The following is a 16751-nucleotide window of genomic DNA, read 5'->3' on the forward strand; positions in this document are numbered from 1 at the left end:
CATGACCGCTTCAGGCTCAAGGACTATCGGAACCCACGTCAAGCAGGTTCGGCTGTCCACGCTGGCCGCCCTGCCGCACTAATGCGTGGGGGAGGTAGAGCATGTGGAATCAAATTTATAACCCGCTGAACAATGCGGCGTTGTCGACCATCGCGGCGGCCGTTCCGGTGGTCTCGCTGTTGATCATGATCGCAAGCGGGCGCGTCAAAGCGCATATCGCGGCCGTGATCGCCGTCATCATCACCAACCTGATCACGATCGTCATTTTCACCATGCCGTTGAACATGTCGATCCGGGCCTCCGTGCTCGGCATCGTTACCGGCTTCTTTCCGATCGGATGGATCGTCCTCAACGTCATCTTTCTCTACCAGGTGACGGTCACAACCGGGCGCTTCGAGCTGTTGAAGCGTGCGGTCGGTGGCGTTACCGAGGACCGGCGCCTGCAACTGCTGCTGGTGGCGTTCTCGTTCGGCGCCTTCTTCGAAGGCGCTTCGGGCTTCGGCACGCCCGTCGCGATCACCGGCGCCGTGCTGATCGGTCTCGGCTTTTCGCCGCTCGCCGCTTCCGGCCTGTCGCTGATCGCCAACACCGCGCCCGTCGCCTATGGCGCGCTCGGTACGCCGATCCAGGGCCTTGCCTCCGTCACCGGGCTCGATCCCTACATCTTGGGCGCGATGGTCGGACGGCAATTGCCATTCTTCTCGCTGATCGTGCCGTTTTGGGTGGTGTGGGCGTTCGCGGGCTGGCGCGCCATGAAGGATGTCTGGCCGGCGATCCTGGTCACCGGCGTGTGCTTCGCAATCCCGCAATTCGTGATCTCCAACTACATCAATCCCTGGATCGTCGACATCGGGGCGTCGCTGATCTCGATGGGCGCGCTGATTCTGTTCCTGAAGGTGTGGCAGCCGAAGCAGCTCTGGCTGTCGCCGGCGCTGCGCGGCCGCGATGAATCGGTGTCGGAAATGGGCAAGACCGCACCGCTCGACAAGACGCCGCTCACGCAGGCCGAACTGTGGAGCGCGCTGTTGCCGTGGATCATCGTCTGCATCGTGATGCTGATCTGGGGCAGCGGATGGTTCAAGTCCTGGGCGGACTCGTTGTTCGTCTGGAAGTTTCCCGTTCCTGAACTCGACAAGATGATCAACAAGATGCCGCCGGTTGCGGCGGGCCCCACGCCGGAAGGTGCGGTGTTCAACTTCACCTATCTGTCCTTCACCGGCACGGGCATGCTGATCGCGGCGATCATCTCGGGCTTCCTGATGGGCGTCGGGCCGGGGCGGCTGCTGGTCGAGTATGGCCGCACCATCCGCCTCTGCGCGATCTCGCTGATCACGATCTCGGCGATGCTCGCGATCGGTACGCTGACCCGCCTCTCCGGCGTCGACGCCACGCTCGGTCTCGCCTTTGCGGCGACCGGCGTGCTCTATCCCTTCTTCGGCACGCTGCTCGGCTGGTTGGGCGTGGCGCTGACGGGATCGGATACCGCATCGAACATCCTGTTCGGCAACCTCCAGAAGATCACGTCGCAACAGATCGGCCTGTCGCCGATCCTGATGGCGGCGGCAAACTCCTCCGGCGGCGTGATGGGCAAGATGATCGACGCGCAGTCGATCGTGGTCGCCTCGACCGCCACGCGGTGGTACGGCCACGAGGGCACGATCCTGCGCTTCGTGTTCTGGCACTCGATCGTGCTGGCCTGCCTGGTCGGCGTGCTGGTGACGCTCCAGGCCTATGTCTGGCCGTTCACGGAGCTGGTGCTGAAGTAGCGCCATGCATTCTCAACGAAATCCCCGCGGGAAGGGTCCTGCGGGGATTTTGCGTGCGCGGCGAAGCTTCTCAACGTCGTCCCCGTCTTATAGAAGGTGCGGCGGTTCAAGGATGGTCGAGAGGTCTCATGGTTTCGGTCAAGCAGATGGTGTGCGCGGCTGCCGCGGTGGTGCTGATGGCGGGCGCGGCCCATGCCGAGGACGGCTTTCCCTTCGGGACCGAGATGACGCTTGAGGCTCTGCCGCAGCCCGGCTCGAAGCGCATTCCCAACATCGAGATCGGCGACAATGGCGAGGTGGTGCTGGAGCTCTGGTGCAAGGGCGGCAAGGGCCAGTTCTCGGTCGCCGGCAACACCGTGATCTTCGTCCCGGGCCAGATCCAGGACCGTTCCTGTCCGCCGGCCAAGGCGCAGGCCGATGACGACCTCGTCGCAGCGCTCGCAAGCGTCGAGACCTGGAAGCGCCAGGGCGAATTTCTCACGCTGATCGGCCCGAAGCCGCTGCGCTTCCGGATGAACGGGAATTGACGGTTACGTCATTCCGGGGCGCGCGAAGCGCGAACCCGGAATCTGGAGATTGTTGCACGAGATTCCGGGTTCGACGCTCGCGCGTCGCCCCGGAATGACTTCGTCATTTCCACACCGACTTGTCGGCGTCCCAGCGCTGGCCCTTCAGCTCCTTCGCCAGCGCCTCGATCGCGCCGTTGTCGTCGGTCTGATCGCCCTCTTCATCGGCGCTCGATTCATCCGACAGATTGAGCTTGGCGCCGGTGCTCTCGTCGGCCGTGCTGATTGCGGGACTGCCGACCCAGAGCAGGAGGCGGTCGCTGTTGCCCGGCTTGTCGGCCGAGACGAGGCCCGCGACCTCGATCGTGTCGGTGAGCTCGAGCGCCGGGAAATCCTGGTTCGGCCGCTTCAAGACGACCTTGAGCTTGCCGGTGACGGGGTTGAAGCTTTGCGAGACGGTTTTTGCCGCCAGCGTCCGCGCCAGCACGTTCGCGACGGTGCCGGCGAGCCGGTCCCGGCTGATCTTGTCGCCGTCGCGCCAGTCGGCCGCAGAGAAGCGGATGGTGCGGTCCATCTCCATCATGCCGGCGGTCCAGCCGGCCGCGGTGACGCCCGGCATCGCCTTGAACTTGGCGAGCAGCGCAGCTGCCCGCTCCGGGTCGACCGACATGTTGATGGTCTGCTCGCCGGCGCGCAGCGCGTCGCAGCCGACCGACAGGCTTGCCAGCGTCACCTCGACGCCCTGGCCTTTCAGGCTCTTCAGGAAATCGGTCGCGGCCTCCAACTTGACCTTGACCGCGATCGCCTCCGGCGAGACCTCGGTGAAGTCCTTCGGCTGCGGCGTGATGCCATCATCCGAGGTCTGGTTGTCCAGAAACTCCTTCTCGCTGAGGTCGGAATTGTCGGGCGAGGCGACCTCGGTCACGTTGCCGCCGATCGAAATCTGGCCGCGGAACTCGACGGTATCGCTGGTCTGCTTGCGCGTCAGCTTGACGGTCACCGGTGCCTTGTCGCCGAGGCTCTGCGTCGTGCCCGACAGGAGCTGGCCGGCGACGGTGAGGTTGACGACGAAGCGGTCCTTGCGGTCGGAATTTTTCGCGGCGGGATAGCAGACGTCGAGCACGGCCGAGGTGACCGTCTTGCCCTGGCGGGTCTCCTTCAGGATGACGTCGGCATTGCCGTCCATCAGCCCGTCGATCGAGGTGAAGTAGCGTGTCTCGGTTCCGCCGGGCGCGGCCGCCTTGGGCGACAATTTCATCTGGGCGGAGGCGACGTCGGGCGCAACCGCAACCAAAACCGCCAAAAAGCCTATCGAGCAGAACGAAAGCGCGCGCATCGACGAAATCCTCAGAGATGGAGCATGATCCGGAAAAGTGTGAAGCGGTTCTCCGAAAAGTCATGCTCGAACAATAGCCCAAAGCGCGATGACGATTCATCCCGATCCGATCGCGCTTTGGAATCGGCGCCACCGTAGTGGGTTTTGGCCGGCGGTTGAATCGGAAAGCGCCGGTAATGGTCGGCAAAAAAGAAGGCCGCCCGGAGGCGGCCTTCGCGTGATTTTTGGTTGGTTGCGACGGCTCAGAAGCCCATGCCGCCGCCGCCGGCCGGCATCGCCGGAGCTGCTTCCTTCTTCGGCAGCTCAGCGACCATGGCCTCAGTGGTCACCAGCAGGCCGGCCACGGAAGAGGCGTCCTGGAGCGCCGTGCGCACCACCTTGGCGGGGTCGATGATGCCCTTCTCGACGAGGTCGACATACTGCTCGGTCTGGGCGTCGAAGCCGAAGGTCTCGGACTTGTTCTCCAGGATCTTGCCGACGACGACCGAGCCTTCGAGGCCGGCGTTCTCGGAGATCTGGCGGACAGGGGCTTCCAGCGCCTTCAGCACGATGTTGATGCCCGCCTGCACGTCGGCATTGGCGTTGGTGAGACGGCCCACCGCCTTCTTGGCGCGGAGCAGCGCGACGCCGCCGCCGGGGACGATGCCTTCCTGCACGGCTGCGCGGGTGGCGTTGAGCGCGTCCTCGACGCGGTCCTTCTTCTCCTTGACCTCGATCTCGGTCGCGCCGCCGACGCGGATCACCGCGACGCCGCCGGCGAGCTTGGCCAGACGCTCCTGGAGTTTCTCACGGTCGTAGTCCGAGGTGGTCTCCTCGATCTGGGCCTTGATCTGGCCGACGCGGGCCTCGATGTCCGGCTTCTTGCCGGCACCGTTGACGATCGTGGTGTTCTCCTTGTCGATCACGACCTTCTTGGCGCGACCGAGCATCTTCACCGTGACGTTCTCGAGCTTGATGCCGAGCTCTTCGGAGATCAGCTGGCCGCCGGTGAGGATCGCGATGTCCTCGAGCATGGCCTTGCGGCGGTCGCCGAAGCCCGGCGCCTTGACGGCCGCGACCTTGAGGCCGCCGCGCAGACGGTTGACGACCAGGGTGGCGAGCGCCTCGCCCTCGACGTCCTCGGCGATGATGACGAGCGGCTTGCCGGACTGCACCACGGCTTCCAGCACCGGCAGCATGGCCTGCAGGCCCGACAGCTTCTTCTCGTGCAGGAGGATGTAGGCGTCCTCGAGCTCGGCGGTCATCTTCTCGGCGTTGGTGACGAAGTACGGCGAGAGATAGCCGCGGTCGAACTTCATGCCCTCGACGATGTCGACTTCGGTGTCCAGCGACTTGTTCTCCTCGACGGTGATGACACCCTCGTTGCCGACCTTCTGCATCGCCTGCGCGATCATCTTGCCGATGGCGGAGTCGCCGTTGGCCGAGATGGTGCCGACCTGGGCGACCTCGGAGGAGGCGGCGACGGGCTTGGCGCGCTTCTCGATGTCCTTGATCACAGCCGCAACCGCGGTGTCGATGCCGCGCTTGAGGTCCATCGGGTTCATGCCGGCGGCAACGGCCTTGGCGCCTTCGCGCACGATGGCCTGGGCCAGCACGGTCGCGGTGGTGGTTCCGTCGCCGGCGAGGTCGTTGGTCTTGGAGGCGACCTCACGGACCATCTGGGCGCCCATGTTCTCGAACTTGTCCTCGAGCTCGATCTCCTTGGCGACGGTGACGCCGTCCTTGGTGATACGGGGCGCGCCGAAGCTCTTCTCGATGACGACGTTGCGGCCCTTCGGACCGAGCGTCACCTTGACGGCGTTGGCGAGAATGTCGACGCCGCGCAGCATGCGTTCGCGCGCGTCTCCGGAAAACTTGACGTCTTTGGCAGCCATTTCTTGCTCCTGAAAACTGAACTGGATGGGCGCCGCACTTTTCCGTCGTCATTGCCGGGTGGAGGCCCGGCAATCCATCCTCTTAACGAGAAATGATGGATGCCCGGGTCGGGCCCGGGCATGGCAATGGCGCGTGCGGCGGGGTTTGAAGGGACGTTGTGGCTTAGGCCAGGACGCCCATGATGTCCGACTCCTTCATGATCAGGAGATCTTCATTGTCGATCTTGACCTCGGTGCCCGACCACTTGCCGAACAGCACGCGGTCGCCGACCTTGAGGTCGATCGGGATCAGCTTACCCGCCTCGTCCCGGCCGCCGGGGCCGACGGCGACGATTTCGCCCTGGGACGGCTTCTCCTTGGCGGTGTCGGGAATGATGATGCCACCCTTGGACTTTTCCTCGGCATCGATACGTTTGACCACGACACGGTCATGCAGCGGACGAAATTTGGACTTAGCCATGACGTTTCCCTTTGGAGGCTCGCTTCGGAAGCGGCGGAAGTAGTGAGGGGCCTGCGCCCCCGTCCGACCTCCGGATCGAATGCCAGGATCGAACGGCGCGCTTTAGCAATCGGGCTTCCCGAGTGCTAATAGTGCGTCCGGAAATATGGCTTGGCCGCGATCCTGTCAAGCAAAGGTGGTTAAGCCAATGGTGAGACGGATATAGGATGTTGACGATCGAAACGAATTGGGGACGCTGTCGTATTCTACGACGTCATTGCCCCGACAGCGGTTTTGCGCTTGGCTGCAGGAGGGGGCTGCCAGGCTCGTGTTTGGGGGGCGCTTTGCTCGGGGGAATGCCATGATCAGTTCAGCTCACGCGCGGACGGTTGCGAAGCTGGGCGCCGCCGCAGCCTTGGCGCTGCTGCTGGGTGCATGTGGCGGTGGCATGAGCCTGCCGTCGTTCTCGTCGTCCTCGCCGCCGCCGGAGGCCGAGCCCGGCACCGGGCCGGAAATGCCGGCCTCGATCCGCGCCGACGAGATCGTCGGCCGCTGGGGCCTTGCCTCGTTCCAGAACCCGGCCGACCGCGCCCGCACCGAGGCTGCGGCCCGTGCGCAGTGCAAGAATCCCTACGTGATCGGCGCCGGTTCGAGCGGCGGTGTGATCATGCACCTGGCCGACCAGGCGACGCCGCAAGAGCTGCGGCTGAAGGGGTCACCGAGCGGCAAGAACTATATCGGACCGCCCGGCCCGACCCCCGGCGAGCAGGACCGCGAGATCGTCTCCTTCGATGGCCGCGTCATGGTCACCCGCTTCATCGACAAGGACGCCGCCACCCGCTACGGCAACATGGTTTACGTCCGCTGCGCGCCGCGGGCGTGATCTTCTCTCCGTCATTCCGGGGCGATGCGAAGCATCGAACCCGGAATCTCGAGCTTCCGGGTTCACGCTGCGCGTGCCCCGGAATGACAGCGTGAGATAGACCCCAAAACAAAAAACACCGGCCCAAGGCCGGCGTTTTGTTTCCGTACGTGTCCCGGTTGCTCAGTCGAACAGGGCGTCGATGTCGTCCTGCGAGGCGTGACCGACGTCGCCGGCGAGCTTCGGGCCGTTGAGCAGCTTGGCGTCTTCGTCGCGAGTGTCGACGATCGGCGGCGCGTGGGCCTTGATCGCGTCGACGCCGCCCCAGATATCCATCATCGCATTGATGTGCTGCTCGATGAACTTCATCGTGCCCATCACCTTGTTGATGCGCTGCCCGGTCAAATCCTGGAAGTTGCAGGCCTCGAAGATCGAGATGACGCGTTCCTGGATGTCGTCGGCGAGCCGCTTCTGCTGGTCCACCGAATCCACCTTGGAGAGTGCGCTGGCGGCCTGGTCGATCGACTCGGCCGCTTCGAGGATCTGCTGGGTCGCCTGCTCGGTGCCGCCGACGACAGCGCCGAGCTCGCCATTGACCTTGGCCATCTCTTCGCCGTTGAAGCTCTTGCCGTGCAGCACCGCGATCTCGCGCTTGGTGCGGCTGATGGCATCGTGGATGAGGTCGAGTTCAACCTTCAGCTTCTCGCATTGTTCGATCTGGGCGCGGTAGGTCTCCAGCATCGCGCGCGCGTCGGCGACTTCCTGCGCCATGACGGTTTCGCTCGGCGGGAGCGGGGCGTGCCCCGCGTGGCTGTTACGCGCCATTTGCGCGCGGATCGCGCGCAGCTCGGCCATGATCTCGCTGTGCATCGGAGCAGCCTCGTCAATCATCTCCGGACTGGGCATCTCGCCGACGATTGCTTCCTCGACGCGAAAACGTTTGCGGTGAACAGCCATATTGGAACTCCCCCCACCTCACTCACGCGGCCTTTGTAGACAGAAGGGATTTAACACGACGTTCACGGCGGGAACCGCTTTGCGATCGCTCGCAATTCGCGCACACACCAGCGATTAACCATGCATATCGGCCGTTCACCGAAAATAAACGCTAGCGGACAAAAGGCGCTGATGTTCGCGACGTGGTGAATCATAACGCCGTTTCCGTTTACCAAACCAAACGGCTTTTGATTTTAAGTGGCCGCATCGCGAAGGGCAGGTCTGCGCTCGCCGCGATGAACGCACCAGACGAAACAGTACAGAGTACGTCGATGTTCAAGAAAATGTCTGTCGCGCTGCTCGGCAGCGCATGCACCTTTGTCGCCGGGATCGATCGCGCCGCCGCATTCGACAACACCGTGCCATCCGATCCGCCCCCCGTGCTTTATCAGCCGCAGGTTCCGCCGCAGCCGGTGCGCGTCGCCTCCAATGCCAACATGGGCGGCGGCTTCATCGAATTCCTGTTCGGCGGCGAGGAGCGTGGCCAGCGCTATTATTCGCAGCAGCAGCCGACGTATCAGCAGCAGCCGGCCTATTACGGCCAGCGCGGCTTGCCGCCGATGGGCGAGCCGCAGATGCAGGGCGCAGTGCCGCAGGAGGAGGCAGCCGATCCGCGCTCGCGTCCGTTCGATCCGAAGTTCGAAAAACAGCTCGTCGCGTACGAGGGGAGGGAAGGCGCCGGCACCATCGTCGTCGATACGCCCAACAAGTTCCTCTATCTCGTCGAAGGCAATGGCAAGGCGCTGCGCTACGGCATCGGGGTCGGCCGTCCGGGCTTCACCTGGTCCGGCGTGAAGGCGATCACGGCCAAGCGCGAATGGCCGGATTGGACGCCGCCGGCGGAAATGATCGCGCGCCGTCCAGATCTGCCGCGGCACATGGAAGGCGGCCCTGAAAACCCGCTCGGCGCGCGCGCGATGTATCTGGGCTCTTCGCTCTATCGCATCCACGGCTCCAACGAGCCCTGGACCATCGGCACAAACGTCTCCTCCGGCTGCATCCGTATGCGGAACGAGGACGTCATCGACCTCTACGGCCGCGTCAATGTCGGCACCAGGGTCGTGGTGATGTGAACGCGGCGAAAGCGGCGAAACGAGAACGGCCGCCGGAAGGGCGGCCGTTTTGCATTTAAGGGTGATGCTGCTTACGCGTAATCGCTGCCGCCGTCGTCGCCGCCGCCGAAATCGCTGTCGTCGGCCATGTCGACGTTGTCGGCATCGTCATAGTCCTGCTGATCGTCGTTCCCATCGTTCGACGCCTGGTCGAGGAAGCCCTGGTGGGAATCATCGCGGCCGCGGTTGGAGCCGATGTCGTTGACGCCGGCATCGCGCGCGAGCGAGCCGCCAGACTGGTCGTTGCTGCCACCCCACGGGCTGCCGCCACCCCCGCGCTCCTCAATGATCGTGGTGTCGCCAAAAGCCTGATGCGAGCCGCCCATCCCGCCCATCATGTTGCGGATGCCGGAGAGCAGCATCGATCCACCGACGACGCCAGCCGCGGCGGCTGCCGCGGTGCCAAGGAAAGAGCCGCCGCCACCGCCGATGGGCGGGGCGCCATAACCCTGCTGCTGTGCGTAAGGCGGCGGCTGGCCATAGCCGGGCGGTTGCGCCTGCTGCATCGCCTGGCCGGAGTTCCAGACCGGCCGCTGCTCGCGCGGCGGCACGTTCGGGACCGAGCCGCGCGATTGGCCGCCGCCGAAAAGGGTATCGCGCATGGAATCCAGGAAGCCGCCAGATTGCGCCTGCTCCGGTGCGTGGGCTGCCTCCAGTTCCTGGATGCGGGCATTGGCGCGCTTCAGCGCCTCGTCCTGCAGCAGCACGGTCTGCACCAGCGCGTACATGGCGTTGGGCGCCTTGTTCAGGCCGTCATTTATGGCGGCGATCGCGTTCGGATCGCGCGATGCAGTTTCAAGCTTCGAAAGCCGGTCGAAAAGCTCGTCGACGAGCTGGCGTTCTTGCGGCGTCATGATCGATCTCCCTTGCGCAAACCAAGCGCGCCCAAGATGTAGGGTTCCAACGTGGCGCCAACAGTGGGGCGCGGATTAAATTTCGGTATGCGACAAGCTGCCGGTCCCGTGTCGGCGGTTTCATGCCAATGTCACGTTGTTCGCGGCCAGGAGCTGCGGAAACGCCTCGCTTGCGAGATATCTGTGCTCGCGCTCGCGGACATCAGTCATTGGATCGAGGCTCCGCAACGTCTCGTCGACGAAGCCGGGATGACACATCACGAGACTGTCGTCCGGCAGGCCCTCGATGAACTGCCGCATCAAGCTGCCGAAATCGGCGTCATCCCGCGTGAAGTCATAGGCGCCGGCGAAGGCAGGATTGAAGGCGAGACCGGCGTGCCGCGCGCGGCGGCGGAATTGAGCGCTCAGGATATCCAGCACCAGCGCTTTCGGTGAGGCGAGCCGCCGCATCAGCGGCAGCTCGCGGCCGCCCTGGCGCACCCAGGCTTTTGGCGCGGCCTCGCGGACAGCGGCGACGAAGGCGTCGCGCACCTGCGGATAGAGCTGCACATGCTGATGGCCGTCGACGAAGTCAGGCGCGTGTCCGAACGCCTGCGCGTAGGCTGCAAGCTGCGCCTTCACCTCGGCGTAAATGATCTCACGGTCGAGCCGCCGCATCAGTCCCGCACGCAGCAGCTTTGGAAAGGCCAAGAACATGTCGCCTTCGAGCGGGCGGAAATGCATGGTCAGCGGGCGAAACGGCGCCGACAGCGTGACATGCAATCCGATCGCGCAGCGCGGGCTCTTCGTGCGGGACGCTTCCAGCGCGTCGACCTCGGCGCGGCCGATCGCCGGCCCCAGCATCATCACCGATGTCGCATTGAGACGGCCGCGTTCGATGAGGTCGCGGATGGCGCGGTTGACGCCCGCACTGATTCCGTAATCGTCGGCGCAGAGCCAGATACGCCGCGGCTTCGCCGCTTGGTTCATTCCGCCGCCGTCCGGCTCGAGGCGTCGTCGGCCTTGCCGGTCTCGACACGCTTCTCGCTGTGCTCGGCGACGAAGTAGATCGGCCGCGCCTTCAGCTCGGAGAGGATTTTGCCGATATATTCGCCGACGATGCCGATCATGATGAGCTGCACGCCGCCGATCGTCATCAGGCCGACGACGAGCGAGGGATAGCCGGGCACCTGCTTGCCCGTGGTCCAGACCTCCCAGAGGATGGAGAGGCCGAACAGGAAGGCGCCGCCGGCGAGCACCACGCCGAGCAGGCTGGCAAAGCGCAACGGGGCCACCGAGAACGAGGTCAGGCCCTCGATCGAGAGGCCGAGCAGCCGCGCCGCATTGAAGGTGGTCACGCCATGGGCGCGCGCCGCGGGCTCGTAGTCGACGCGGATCTGGCGGAAGCCGATCCAGCTCGCCAGCCCCTTGAAGAAGCGGTTGCGCTCGGGCAATTGCCGCAGCGCTGCGACCGCGCGCGGCGAGAGCAGGCGGAAGTCGCCCGCGTCTTCGGGAATCTTCTGCCGCGCACCCCAATTGATCAGTGCGTAGAAGCCGTGCACGGCGAGCCGCCGCAGGAACGGCTCGTTATCGCGATGCGCCTTGGCGGTATAGACGACGTCGTAGCCGTCATCGATCCAGTGTCCGACGAGTTGTTCCACCAGCGCCGGCGGATGCTGGCCGTCGCCGTCCATGAACATCACGGCACCGCGTCTTGCGTGGTCGAGGCCGGCCATCAGCGCCGCCTCCTTGCCGAAATTGCGCGACAGCGAAACCACCTGCACGTCGATCGCATCGGCCGGCAGCGCGCGGGCGATCGCAAGCGTCGAATCCGCGCTGCCGTCGTCGACATAGACGACCTCGCAGGCAAGGCGATAGCGGTTCCGAAGCGTCCTGGCGAGATCGCAGAGCCGCTGGTGCAGCGAGGCAAGCCCCGCCGCCTCGTTGTAGATCGGCACGACAATCGACAGCCCTTTGGCCGCAGCGCTCGTGGCGTTGGTGGTCAGGGCGGAAACGTCAGAGCCCAGCGTCATCGATCAAGGTTCCAGAAGCACTCAAAACTCGTTCGAACAGCATATGGTAGCTGTCGTTTGCTGTCGCTACGCTGAATGCACCATGCGGATGCCCCAGAGATTTCTGCGCCTCACTGCCGCAGGAACGCCTCGAGCTTGGCGAACAGCGGGTTCTCGCGGTCGAAGACGTAGTCGAGCGAGACCACCGAGACGGTCTCGGCGCCATGATCGCGCAGGAAGCTCGCCAGCGCATAGAGTTTTCCGGGCGGGCAGTGCAACGTCAACATGCCTGACGAGGTCGGCCCGCCGAACGGCGTCTCCACGCCGAAATTCCGGTGCGCCTCGCTCAGCAATGCCGCATCGCACTGCCGGAAGCGGGTGCGCACCTCGCGGTATTGATTTGCCCGCGCCCGGGCCGCGATGTGATCGAGGATGATGCGAGCCGTCTCCCGCGCCGCGGGCGACCAGTCGGCGTCCCGGGAGGCGACCAGATTGGCCTGGCTGCGCAGCATGACACCGTCGTCGAGGATTTTCAGGCCGTTGGCGGCAAGCGTGGCGCCGGTCGTGGTGATGTCGACGATCAGCTCGGCGGTGCCGGCCGCGGGCGCGCCTTCGGTCGCGCCGGTGCTTTCGACGATCCGGTAGTCGACGATGCCGTGGCTCGAAAAGAAGGTCCGCGTGAGATTGATGAATTTGGTTGCGACACGCATCCGCCGGTGGTGCTGCTCGCGGAAGCCGGTGGTGACGTCGTCGAGATCGGCCATGGTGCGGACATCGATCCAGGCCTGCGGCACGGCGACCACGACGTCGGCATAGCCGAAGCCGAGCCGCTCGATCAGGGCGACGCGCCTGTCGGCATCCGCAATGTTCTCGCGCACCAGATCCTCGCCGGTGACGCCGAGATGCGCCATGCCGCGGGCGAGCTGCGAGGCGATCTCGCTGGCCGAGAGATAGGCGATCTCGACATTGTCGAGCCCTGCGATGGTGCCGCGATAATCGCGCGCGCCGCCGGCTTTCGACAGCGTCAGCCCTGCGCGCGCGAAAAAGGCTTCGGCGTTTTCCTGGAGGCGGCCTTTGGATGGAACGGCCAGAACGAACGGCGCGCTCATGACTTAAGCTCCCTTGCGGCCGATCGTGGCGAGTGCATCGACCCAGACCGAGAAGCCGACTGCGGGGATCGGCGTCTGCGATCCGAGCTGGGTCATCAGGCCGTCGTAGCGGCCGCCTGCGACCAGCGGCTCGACGCCGTTGCCCCTGTGATGCACCTCGAACTCGAAGCCGGTGTAGTAGTCGAGACCGCGCCCGAACGAGGTCGAGAAGCGCGTCTCCTTCACGTCGATCCCACGCGCGGCCATGAAGCCGACGCGGTTCTCGAACAGGTCGATCGACGCCGAAATATCCAGCCTGGTATCCGCCGCGAGCGCGCGCAGCTCGGCGACCGCCTGATCCGGATTGCCCGCGATCGACAGGAAGCGCTTGAGCACGGTCAGCGCCTCGCGCGGCAGGGCGCCGCTCTTCAGGGTGGATTGCTCGAGGAAGCGGTCGGCGATTTCGGCCGTGGTGCGGCCCCCGACATTGGTGGTGCCGGCGATCGACATCAGGTCGGTGACGAGCGCGAGCGCCGCCTTGCGGTCGGAGCCCGCGAGCGCCGCCAGCACGCCCTCATACTCGTTGCGGGCGGTGGCGGTTGCGATCGAGAGTCGTTCCAGATCCTGCTCGAGGCTGATCTTGCGGTTGAAATCCTTGATCAGCCGGCGCCGCCAGACCGGGAACAGGTCGAGCGCGTCGATCACGGCATTGAACAGTGCCACGTCGCCGGTGCGGATCTCGACATCACGGACGCCGAAGGCCGCGGTCGCCTCCAGCGCCAGCGCCAGCATCTCGGCGTCGGCCGCGGCGCGGTCCTGGCGGCCGAAGGATTCGATGCCGGCCTGCAGGAACTCACCCGGACGGCCACTCCGGTAACGGAACACCGGGCCGAGATAGCTGAAGCCCGCGGGCTCGCCGGCGCGCCCCGAGGCGAGGTAGTCGCGGGCCACGGGAATCGTCAGGTCCGGGCGCAGGCAGAGCTCCTCGCCGGTCGGGTCGGTGGTCAGGTACAGGCTCTTGCGGATGTCTTCGCCGGAGAGGTCCAGGAACGGCTCGGCCGGCTGGAGGATCGCGGGCTCGGCGTGGACGTAACCGGCCTGCGCGAACGACAACAGCAGCGTATCCGCCCAGGCGGCGGAGCCGGCAGCATTTGAGGTGGCAGTCGCGGTCATGACAGGGTCCGTTTGCCCCGGCGGAACCGGGACGGGCAAAAGGTGGGGCGCGTGTTGGCGCAGCCCCTTAGCATGGCCCGATGACGGTTTCGACCTCCAATGGACCAATGGCTTAATGGTCGCCTAGCCCCGCGGGCCGCCCCAGTCGCCGAGCACGGACTGCACCAGCGCGAGGGCGGCCACGGCCGCCGTGTCGGCCCGCAGGATTCGTGGACCCAGAGCCAGACGCAGGATATGGGGCTGGCGCAGGAGCAGGGCGCGCTCCTCCTCGGCAAAGCCGCCCTCGGGTCCGATCAGCACGTCGATGCCCTGAGCCGCATCGCGCGCGGCTTGCAGGGCTTTGAGCGGGTTCTCCGCCTCCGCGGCCTTGTCGCAAAACACCAGGAGCCGCTGTGCCGCGCGCTGGCTGAGGAAGCGCTCGAGCGGAACCGGATCGGCCACGGTCGCAAGGCTCAGGATGCCGCATTGCTCGGCCGCCTCGATGACATTGGCGCGCATGCGCTCGCCATTGACGCGCGAGGCCTGGGTAAAGCGGGTCAGCACCGGCTGGAGGGTCGAGGCGCCCATCTCCACCGCCTTCTGGACGACGTAGTCCAGCCGCGCATGCTTGAGCGGTGCGAAGACGTAGGCGAGGTCGGGCAGTTGGTCCTGTGTGCGGGTCTGCTTGAGGATCACGAGGGCATCGGGGCGCTTGCGGCCCTCGATCGCGGCCTGCCATTCGCCGTCGCGGCCGTTGAACGCCAGGATGGGATCGCCAGCGCCAAGCCGCAGCACGTTGCCGAGGTAATTGCTCTGGTCGCGGTCGAGCGCGACCTTGGCGTCCTGGATGAGGTCGGCCTCGACGAACAAACGGGGGGCGCGGAAGTCGTGGGAAGGCATGCGTTCAGGGTCCGGTTTGCGGCCGTTCTTAACCGAAAGCAGCGATTTGGGGGTAAATATTGCCCCTCGCGAGCGTCCCGGCGCCGCGCTCTTGCCCTATTCGACGGGTTGTTAAGGGCCGGCAGGAATCGTAAAAGCGCGAAAATGCCTGTTGCGCTTCAATTGGGAAGGCGCCGACCCCCTGTGGATCCTGCCGGAGATACAGCCTTGATGATCCGTCGTTTGATGGTTCCGATCACTGCCGCCATGGTGGCGATGGGCGCAGCCAGCGTCCAGGCGCAGAGCGCATTCCCCGCGCCGCTGCCCGGCCAGGCTGCAGCGCCCGCGAACGATCCCGCTTTTCCGCCGGTCAACGGCCGCGCGCCGGTCGCCAGCATCGGGGCGCCGCCGCAGGCCTCGTTCCCGACCAGCGGTGCCCCGCCAGTCGGCGGCGGCAGCTTCAGCGCCGCGCCCCCGAGCGGACCCAGTGCCAGCGCCGAGCAGTGCATGAAGGGTTTTATGGGGTTGCGTGATGAGACGGAGAAGCGCGGCAAGCTGATCAAGGCCGCAAGCGATCGCCATGCGCCGCCGGATGAGGCCTGCAACCTGATCCGCAGTTTCGTGCAGGCCGAAGTGAAGATGATGAAATATGTCGAGGCCAATTCGGCCAAATGCGGAATTCCGCCGCAGATCTCCGAGCAGTTGAAGGCCGGGCACAAGAACAGCGAGGGCATGCAGAACAAGGTCTGCCAGGTCGCGCAGCAGATGAAGCAGCGCGGGCCAGCCGGCCCGTCCCTGAGCGAGGTGCTCGGCTCTGCGTCGGCGCCTGAAGCCAACGCCGCCAAGAAGGGCGGCAACACTTTCGACACGCTTAACGGCAACGTCCTGACCCGATGAGTGATACATCCGCCCGCGTTGCCGATTCCACCGGCAACTGGGTCGATACGCTCGCCCCGCAATGGGCGCGGCCTTATTTGCGGCTGTCCCGCTACGATCGCCCGATCGGCTCATGGCTGCTGTTGATGCCGTGCTGGTGGTCGGCGGCGCTGGCCGCCGGCGTGGCGCGTGACATCCGTCATCTGCCGTTCACGATCGTCCTGTTTTTCATCGGTGCCTTCGTCATGCGCGGCGCGGGCTGCGCCTGGAACGACATCACCGACCGCGACCTCGATGCCAGGGTCGAGCGCACGCGCTCGCGGCCGCTGCCCGCGGGACAAATCACCGTGAAGCAGGCGCTGGCCTTCCTGGTCGCGCAGGCGCTCATTGGCCTCGCGGTGCTGCTCCAGTTCAACCGCTTTGCCGTCATGACCGGCATCGCCTCGCTCGTGATCGTCGCCATCTATCCCTTCATGAAGCGCGTCACCTGGTGGCCGCAGGTCTTCCTCGGGCTCGCTTTCTCCTGGGGCGCGCTGATGGGCTTTGCCGTCACCTTCGCGCGCGTCGATCTGACTGCGCTCGTGCTCTACGCCGGTTCGATCGCCTGGGTGATCGGCTACGATACGATCTATGCGCATCAGGACGCCGAGGACGATGCGCTGATCGGCGTCAAGTCCACCGCGCGCCTGTTCGCCGCCCACACGCATCAGGCGCTGATCATGTTTTACGGGCTCGCGGTGATGCTGATCGGCGTCGCGCTCGCCTCCGCCGACGTGCTCTGGCCGGCCTGGCTCGGGCTCGCCGCCTTTGCCGCGCATCTTGCGTGGCAGATCAGGCGGCTGAACATCAGTGATCCCACGCTCTGCAAGCGCCTGTTCTACTCGAACCGCGATGCGGGATTGCTGCTGTTTGCGGGATTGCTCGGGGATGCGGTGATGCGAGCGGTGTAGGTTCGTAGGGTGGTTAGCGAAGCGTAACCCACCTCTTTTGTTTCCGTGAAGATAGACAGTGGTGGGTTAC

General features: G+C 65.3%; 16 protein-coding genes. 6 read left to right on the top strand and 10 right to left on the bottom strand.

What is annotated here, in order from left to right; genetic code table 11:
- Window positions 1-101 precede the first annotated feature (101 nt).
- Together SO156_RS27365 and SO156_RS27370 are read left to right on the top strand one after the other, a co-directional pair.
- Window positions 102-1766: an L-lactate permease gene (locus tag SO156_RS27365; RefSeq protein ID WP_498536929.1), complete on the top strand. Its 1665-nt coding sequence runs from the start codon at window positions 102-104 to the stop codon at window positions 1764-1766.
- Between the two features lie 128 nt (window positions 1767-1894).
- Window positions 1895-2293, top strand: coding sequence for an META domain-containing protein (locus SO156_RS27370; protein WP_458150243.1), 399 nt, complete (start codon window positions 1895-1897; stop codon window positions 2291-2293).
- Between the two features lie 103 nt (window positions 2294-2396).
- Here the strand turns inward: SO156_RS27370 and SO156_RS27375 are convergent, their stop codons facing one another.
- The 3 genes from SO156_RS27375 to SO156_RS27385 form a co-directional block, all read right to left on the bottom strand.
- Window positions 2397-3608, bottom strand: coding sequence for a hypothetical protein (locus tag SO156_RS27375; protein WP_458150244.1), 1212 nt, complete (start codon window positions 3606-3608; stop codon window positions 2397-2399).
- Window positions 3609-3850: 242 nt separating this feature from the next.
- Window positions 3851-5482, bottom strand: a complete 1632-nt coding sequence (gene groL, locus SO156_RS27380; protein WP_458150245.1) for a chaperonin GroEL — start codon at window positions 5480-5482, stop codon at window positions 3851-3853.
- Window positions 5483-5645: 163 nt separating this feature from the next.
- A complete protein-coding gene (locus tag SO156_RS27385) occupies window positions 5646-5942 on the bottom strand; it encodes a co-chaperone GroES (RefSeq protein WP_458150246.1) in 297 nt (98 codons plus the stop codon).
- A gap of 340 nt (window positions 5943-6282) precedes the next feature.
- Between SO156_RS27385 and SO156_RS27390 the strand changes: the two genes are divergently transcribed.
- Window positions 6283-6804, top strand: a complete 522-nt coding sequence (locus SO156_RS27390) for a hypothetical protein (protein ID WP_458150247.1) — start codon at window positions 6283-6285, stop codon at window positions 6802-6804.
- 162 nt (window positions 6805-6966) lie between these two features.
- On the opposite strand, the gene SO156_RS27395 is transcribed toward SO156_RS27390, so the two are convergent.
- On the bottom strand, window positions 6967-7740 hold the full coding sequence (locus SO156_RS27395) for a protein phosphatase CheZ (RefSeq protein ID WP_458150248.1): 774 nt from the start codon (window positions 7738-7740) through the stop codon (window positions 6967-6969).
- Window positions 7741-8051: 311 nt separating this feature from the next.
- On the opposite strand from SO156_RS27395, the gene SO156_RS27400 reads away from it, so the two are divergent.
- A complete protein-coding gene (locus tag SO156_RS27400) occupies window positions 8052-8852 on the top strand; it encodes a L,D-transpeptidase (RefSeq protein WP_498536930.1) in 801 nt (266 codons plus the stop codon).
- A gap of 71 nt (window positions 8853-8923) precedes the next feature.
- Here SO156_RS27400 and SO156_RS27405 read toward each other — a convergent pair whose 3' ends face one another.
- The 6 genes from SO156_RS27405 to SO156_RS27430 form a co-directional block, all read right to left on the bottom strand.
- Complete coding sequence (locus tag SO156_RS27405) at window positions 8924-9745, bottom strand: DUF2076 domain-containing protein (RefSeq protein WP_458150250.1); 822 nt, start codon at window positions 9743-9745, stop codon at window positions 8924-8926.
- Between the two features lie 120 nt (window positions 9746-9865).
- Window positions 9866-10714, bottom strand: coding sequence for a ChbG/HpnK family deacetylase (locus SO156_RS27410; protein ID WP_458150251.1), 849 nt, complete (start codon window positions 10712-10714; stop codon window positions 9866-9868).
- Window positions 10711-11757 (bottom strand): glycosyltransferase family 2 protein, encoded by a 1047-nt coding sequence (locus SO156_RS27415; RefSeq protein WP_458150252.1) that lies wholly within the window; start codon window positions 11755-11757, stop codon window positions 10711-10713. Before SO156_RS27415 ends, SO156_RS27410 begins: the two co-directional genes overlap by 4 nt.
- Window positions 11758-11867: 110 nt before the next feature.
- Window positions 11868-12845: an ATP phosphoribosyltransferase gene (hisG, locus tag SO156_RS27420; protein WP_498536931.1), complete on the bottom strand. Its 978-nt coding sequence runs from the start codon at window positions 12843-12845 to the stop codon at window positions 11868-11870.
- Window positions 12846-12848: 3 nt separating this feature from the next.
- Window positions 12849-13997: an ATP phosphoribosyltransferase regulatory subunit gene (locus tag SO156_RS27425; protein ID WP_498536932.1), complete on the bottom strand. Its 1149-nt coding sequence runs from the start codon at window positions 13995-13997 to the stop codon at window positions 12849-12851.
- Window positions 13998-14120: 123 nt separating this feature from the next.
- The gene (locus tag SO156_RS27430; protein WP_498536933.1) at window positions 14121-14876 is read right to left on the bottom strand and encodes a 16S rRNA (uracil(1498)-N(3))-methyltransferase; all 756 of its coding nucleotides are present in this window, start codon (window positions 14874-14876) and stop codon (window positions 14121-14123) included.
- A gap of 210 nt (window positions 14877-15086) precedes the next feature.
- On the opposite strand from SO156_RS27430, the gene SO156_RS27435 reads away from it, so the two are divergent.
- Entirely contained in the window at window positions 15087-15752 is a 666-nt protein-coding gene (locus SO156_RS27435; RefSeq protein WP_498536934.1) for a hypothetical protein, read from the top strand.
- Window positions 15749-16681, top strand: coding sequence for a 4-hydroxybenzoate octaprenyltransferase (gene ubiA / locus SO156_RS27440; RefSeq protein WP_498536935.1), 933 nt, complete (start codon window positions 15749-15751; stop codon window positions 16679-16681). The genes SO156_RS27435 and ubiA overlap by 4 nt, the downstream gene beginning before the upstream one ends.
- Window positions 16682-16751: the final 70 nt, after the last annotated feature.

This window comes from Bradyrhizobium sp. UFLA05-125, assembly GCF_059803515.1.

What these genes read in the sequence shown, in the direction of transcription:
- hisG (WP_498536931.1), bottom strand. Translation starts at nt 12,845, where the DNA reads ATGAGCGCGCCGTTCGTTCTGGCCGTTCCATCCAAAGGCCGCCTCCAG.
- SO156_RS27400 (WP_498536930.1), top strand. Translation starts at nt 8,052, where the DNA reads ATGTTCAAGAAAATGTCTGTCGCGCTGCTCGGCAGCGCATGCACCTTT.
- SO156_RS27385 (WP_458150246.1), bottom strand. Translation starts at nt 5,942, where the DNA reads ATGGCTAAGTCCAAATTTCGTCCGCTGCATGACCGTGTCGTGGTCAAA.
- SO156_RS27390 (WP_458150247.1), top strand. Translation starts at nt 6,283, where the DNA reads ATGATCAGTTCAGCTCACGCGCGGACGGTTGCGAAGCTGGGCGCCGCC.
- SO156_RS27425 (WP_498536932.1), bottom strand. Translation starts at nt 13,997, where the DNA reads ATGACCGCGACTGCCACCTCAAATGCTGCCGGCTCCGCCGCCTGGGCG.
- SO156_RS27430 (WP_498536933.1), bottom strand. Translation starts at nt 14,876, where the DNA reads ATGCCTTCCCACGACTTCCGCGCCCCCCGTTTGTTCGTCGAGGCCGAC.
- groL (WP_458150245.1), bottom strand. Translation starts at nt 5,482, where the DNA reads ATGGCTGCCAAAGACGTCAAGTTTTCCGGAGACGCGCGCGAACGCATG.
- SO156_RS27405 (WP_458150250.1), bottom strand. Translation starts at nt 9,745, where the DNA reads ATGACGCCGCAAGAACGCCAGCTCGTCGACGAGCTTTTCGACCGGCTT.
- SO156_RS27375 (WP_458150244.1), bottom strand. Translation starts at nt 3,608, where the DNA reads ATGCGCGCGCTTTCGTTCTGCTCGATAGGCTTTTTGGCGGTTTTGGTT.
- SO156_RS27395 (WP_458150248.1), bottom strand. Translation starts at nt 7,740, where the DNA reads ATGGCTGTTCACCGCAAACGTTTTCGCGTCGAGGAAGCAATCGTCGGC.
- SO156_RS27415 (WP_458150252.1), bottom strand. Translation starts at nt 11,757, where the DNA reads ATGACGCTGGGCTCTGACGTTTCCGCCCTGACCACCAACGCCACGAGC.
- SO156_RS27435 (WP_498536934.1), top strand. Translation starts at nt 15,087, where the DNA reads ATGATCCGTCGTTTGATGGTTCCGATCACTGCCGCCATGGTGGCGATG.
- ubiA (WP_498536935.1), top strand. Translation starts at nt 15,749, where the DNA reads ATGAGTGATACATCCGCCCGCGTTGCCGATTCCACCGGCAACTGGGTC.
- SO156_RS27370 (WP_458150243.1), top strand. Translation starts at nt 1,895, where the DNA reads ATGGTTTCGGTCAAGCAGATGGTGTGCGCGGCTGCCGCGGTGGTGCTG.
- SO156_RS27410 (WP_458150251.1), bottom strand. Translation starts at nt 10,714, where the DNA reads ATGAACCAAGCGGCGAAGCCGCGGCGTATCTGGCTCTGCGCCGACGAT.
- SO156_RS27365 (WP_498536929.1), top strand. Translation starts at nt 102, where the DNA reads ATGTGGAATCAAATTTATAACCCGCTGAACAATGCGGCGTTGTCGACC.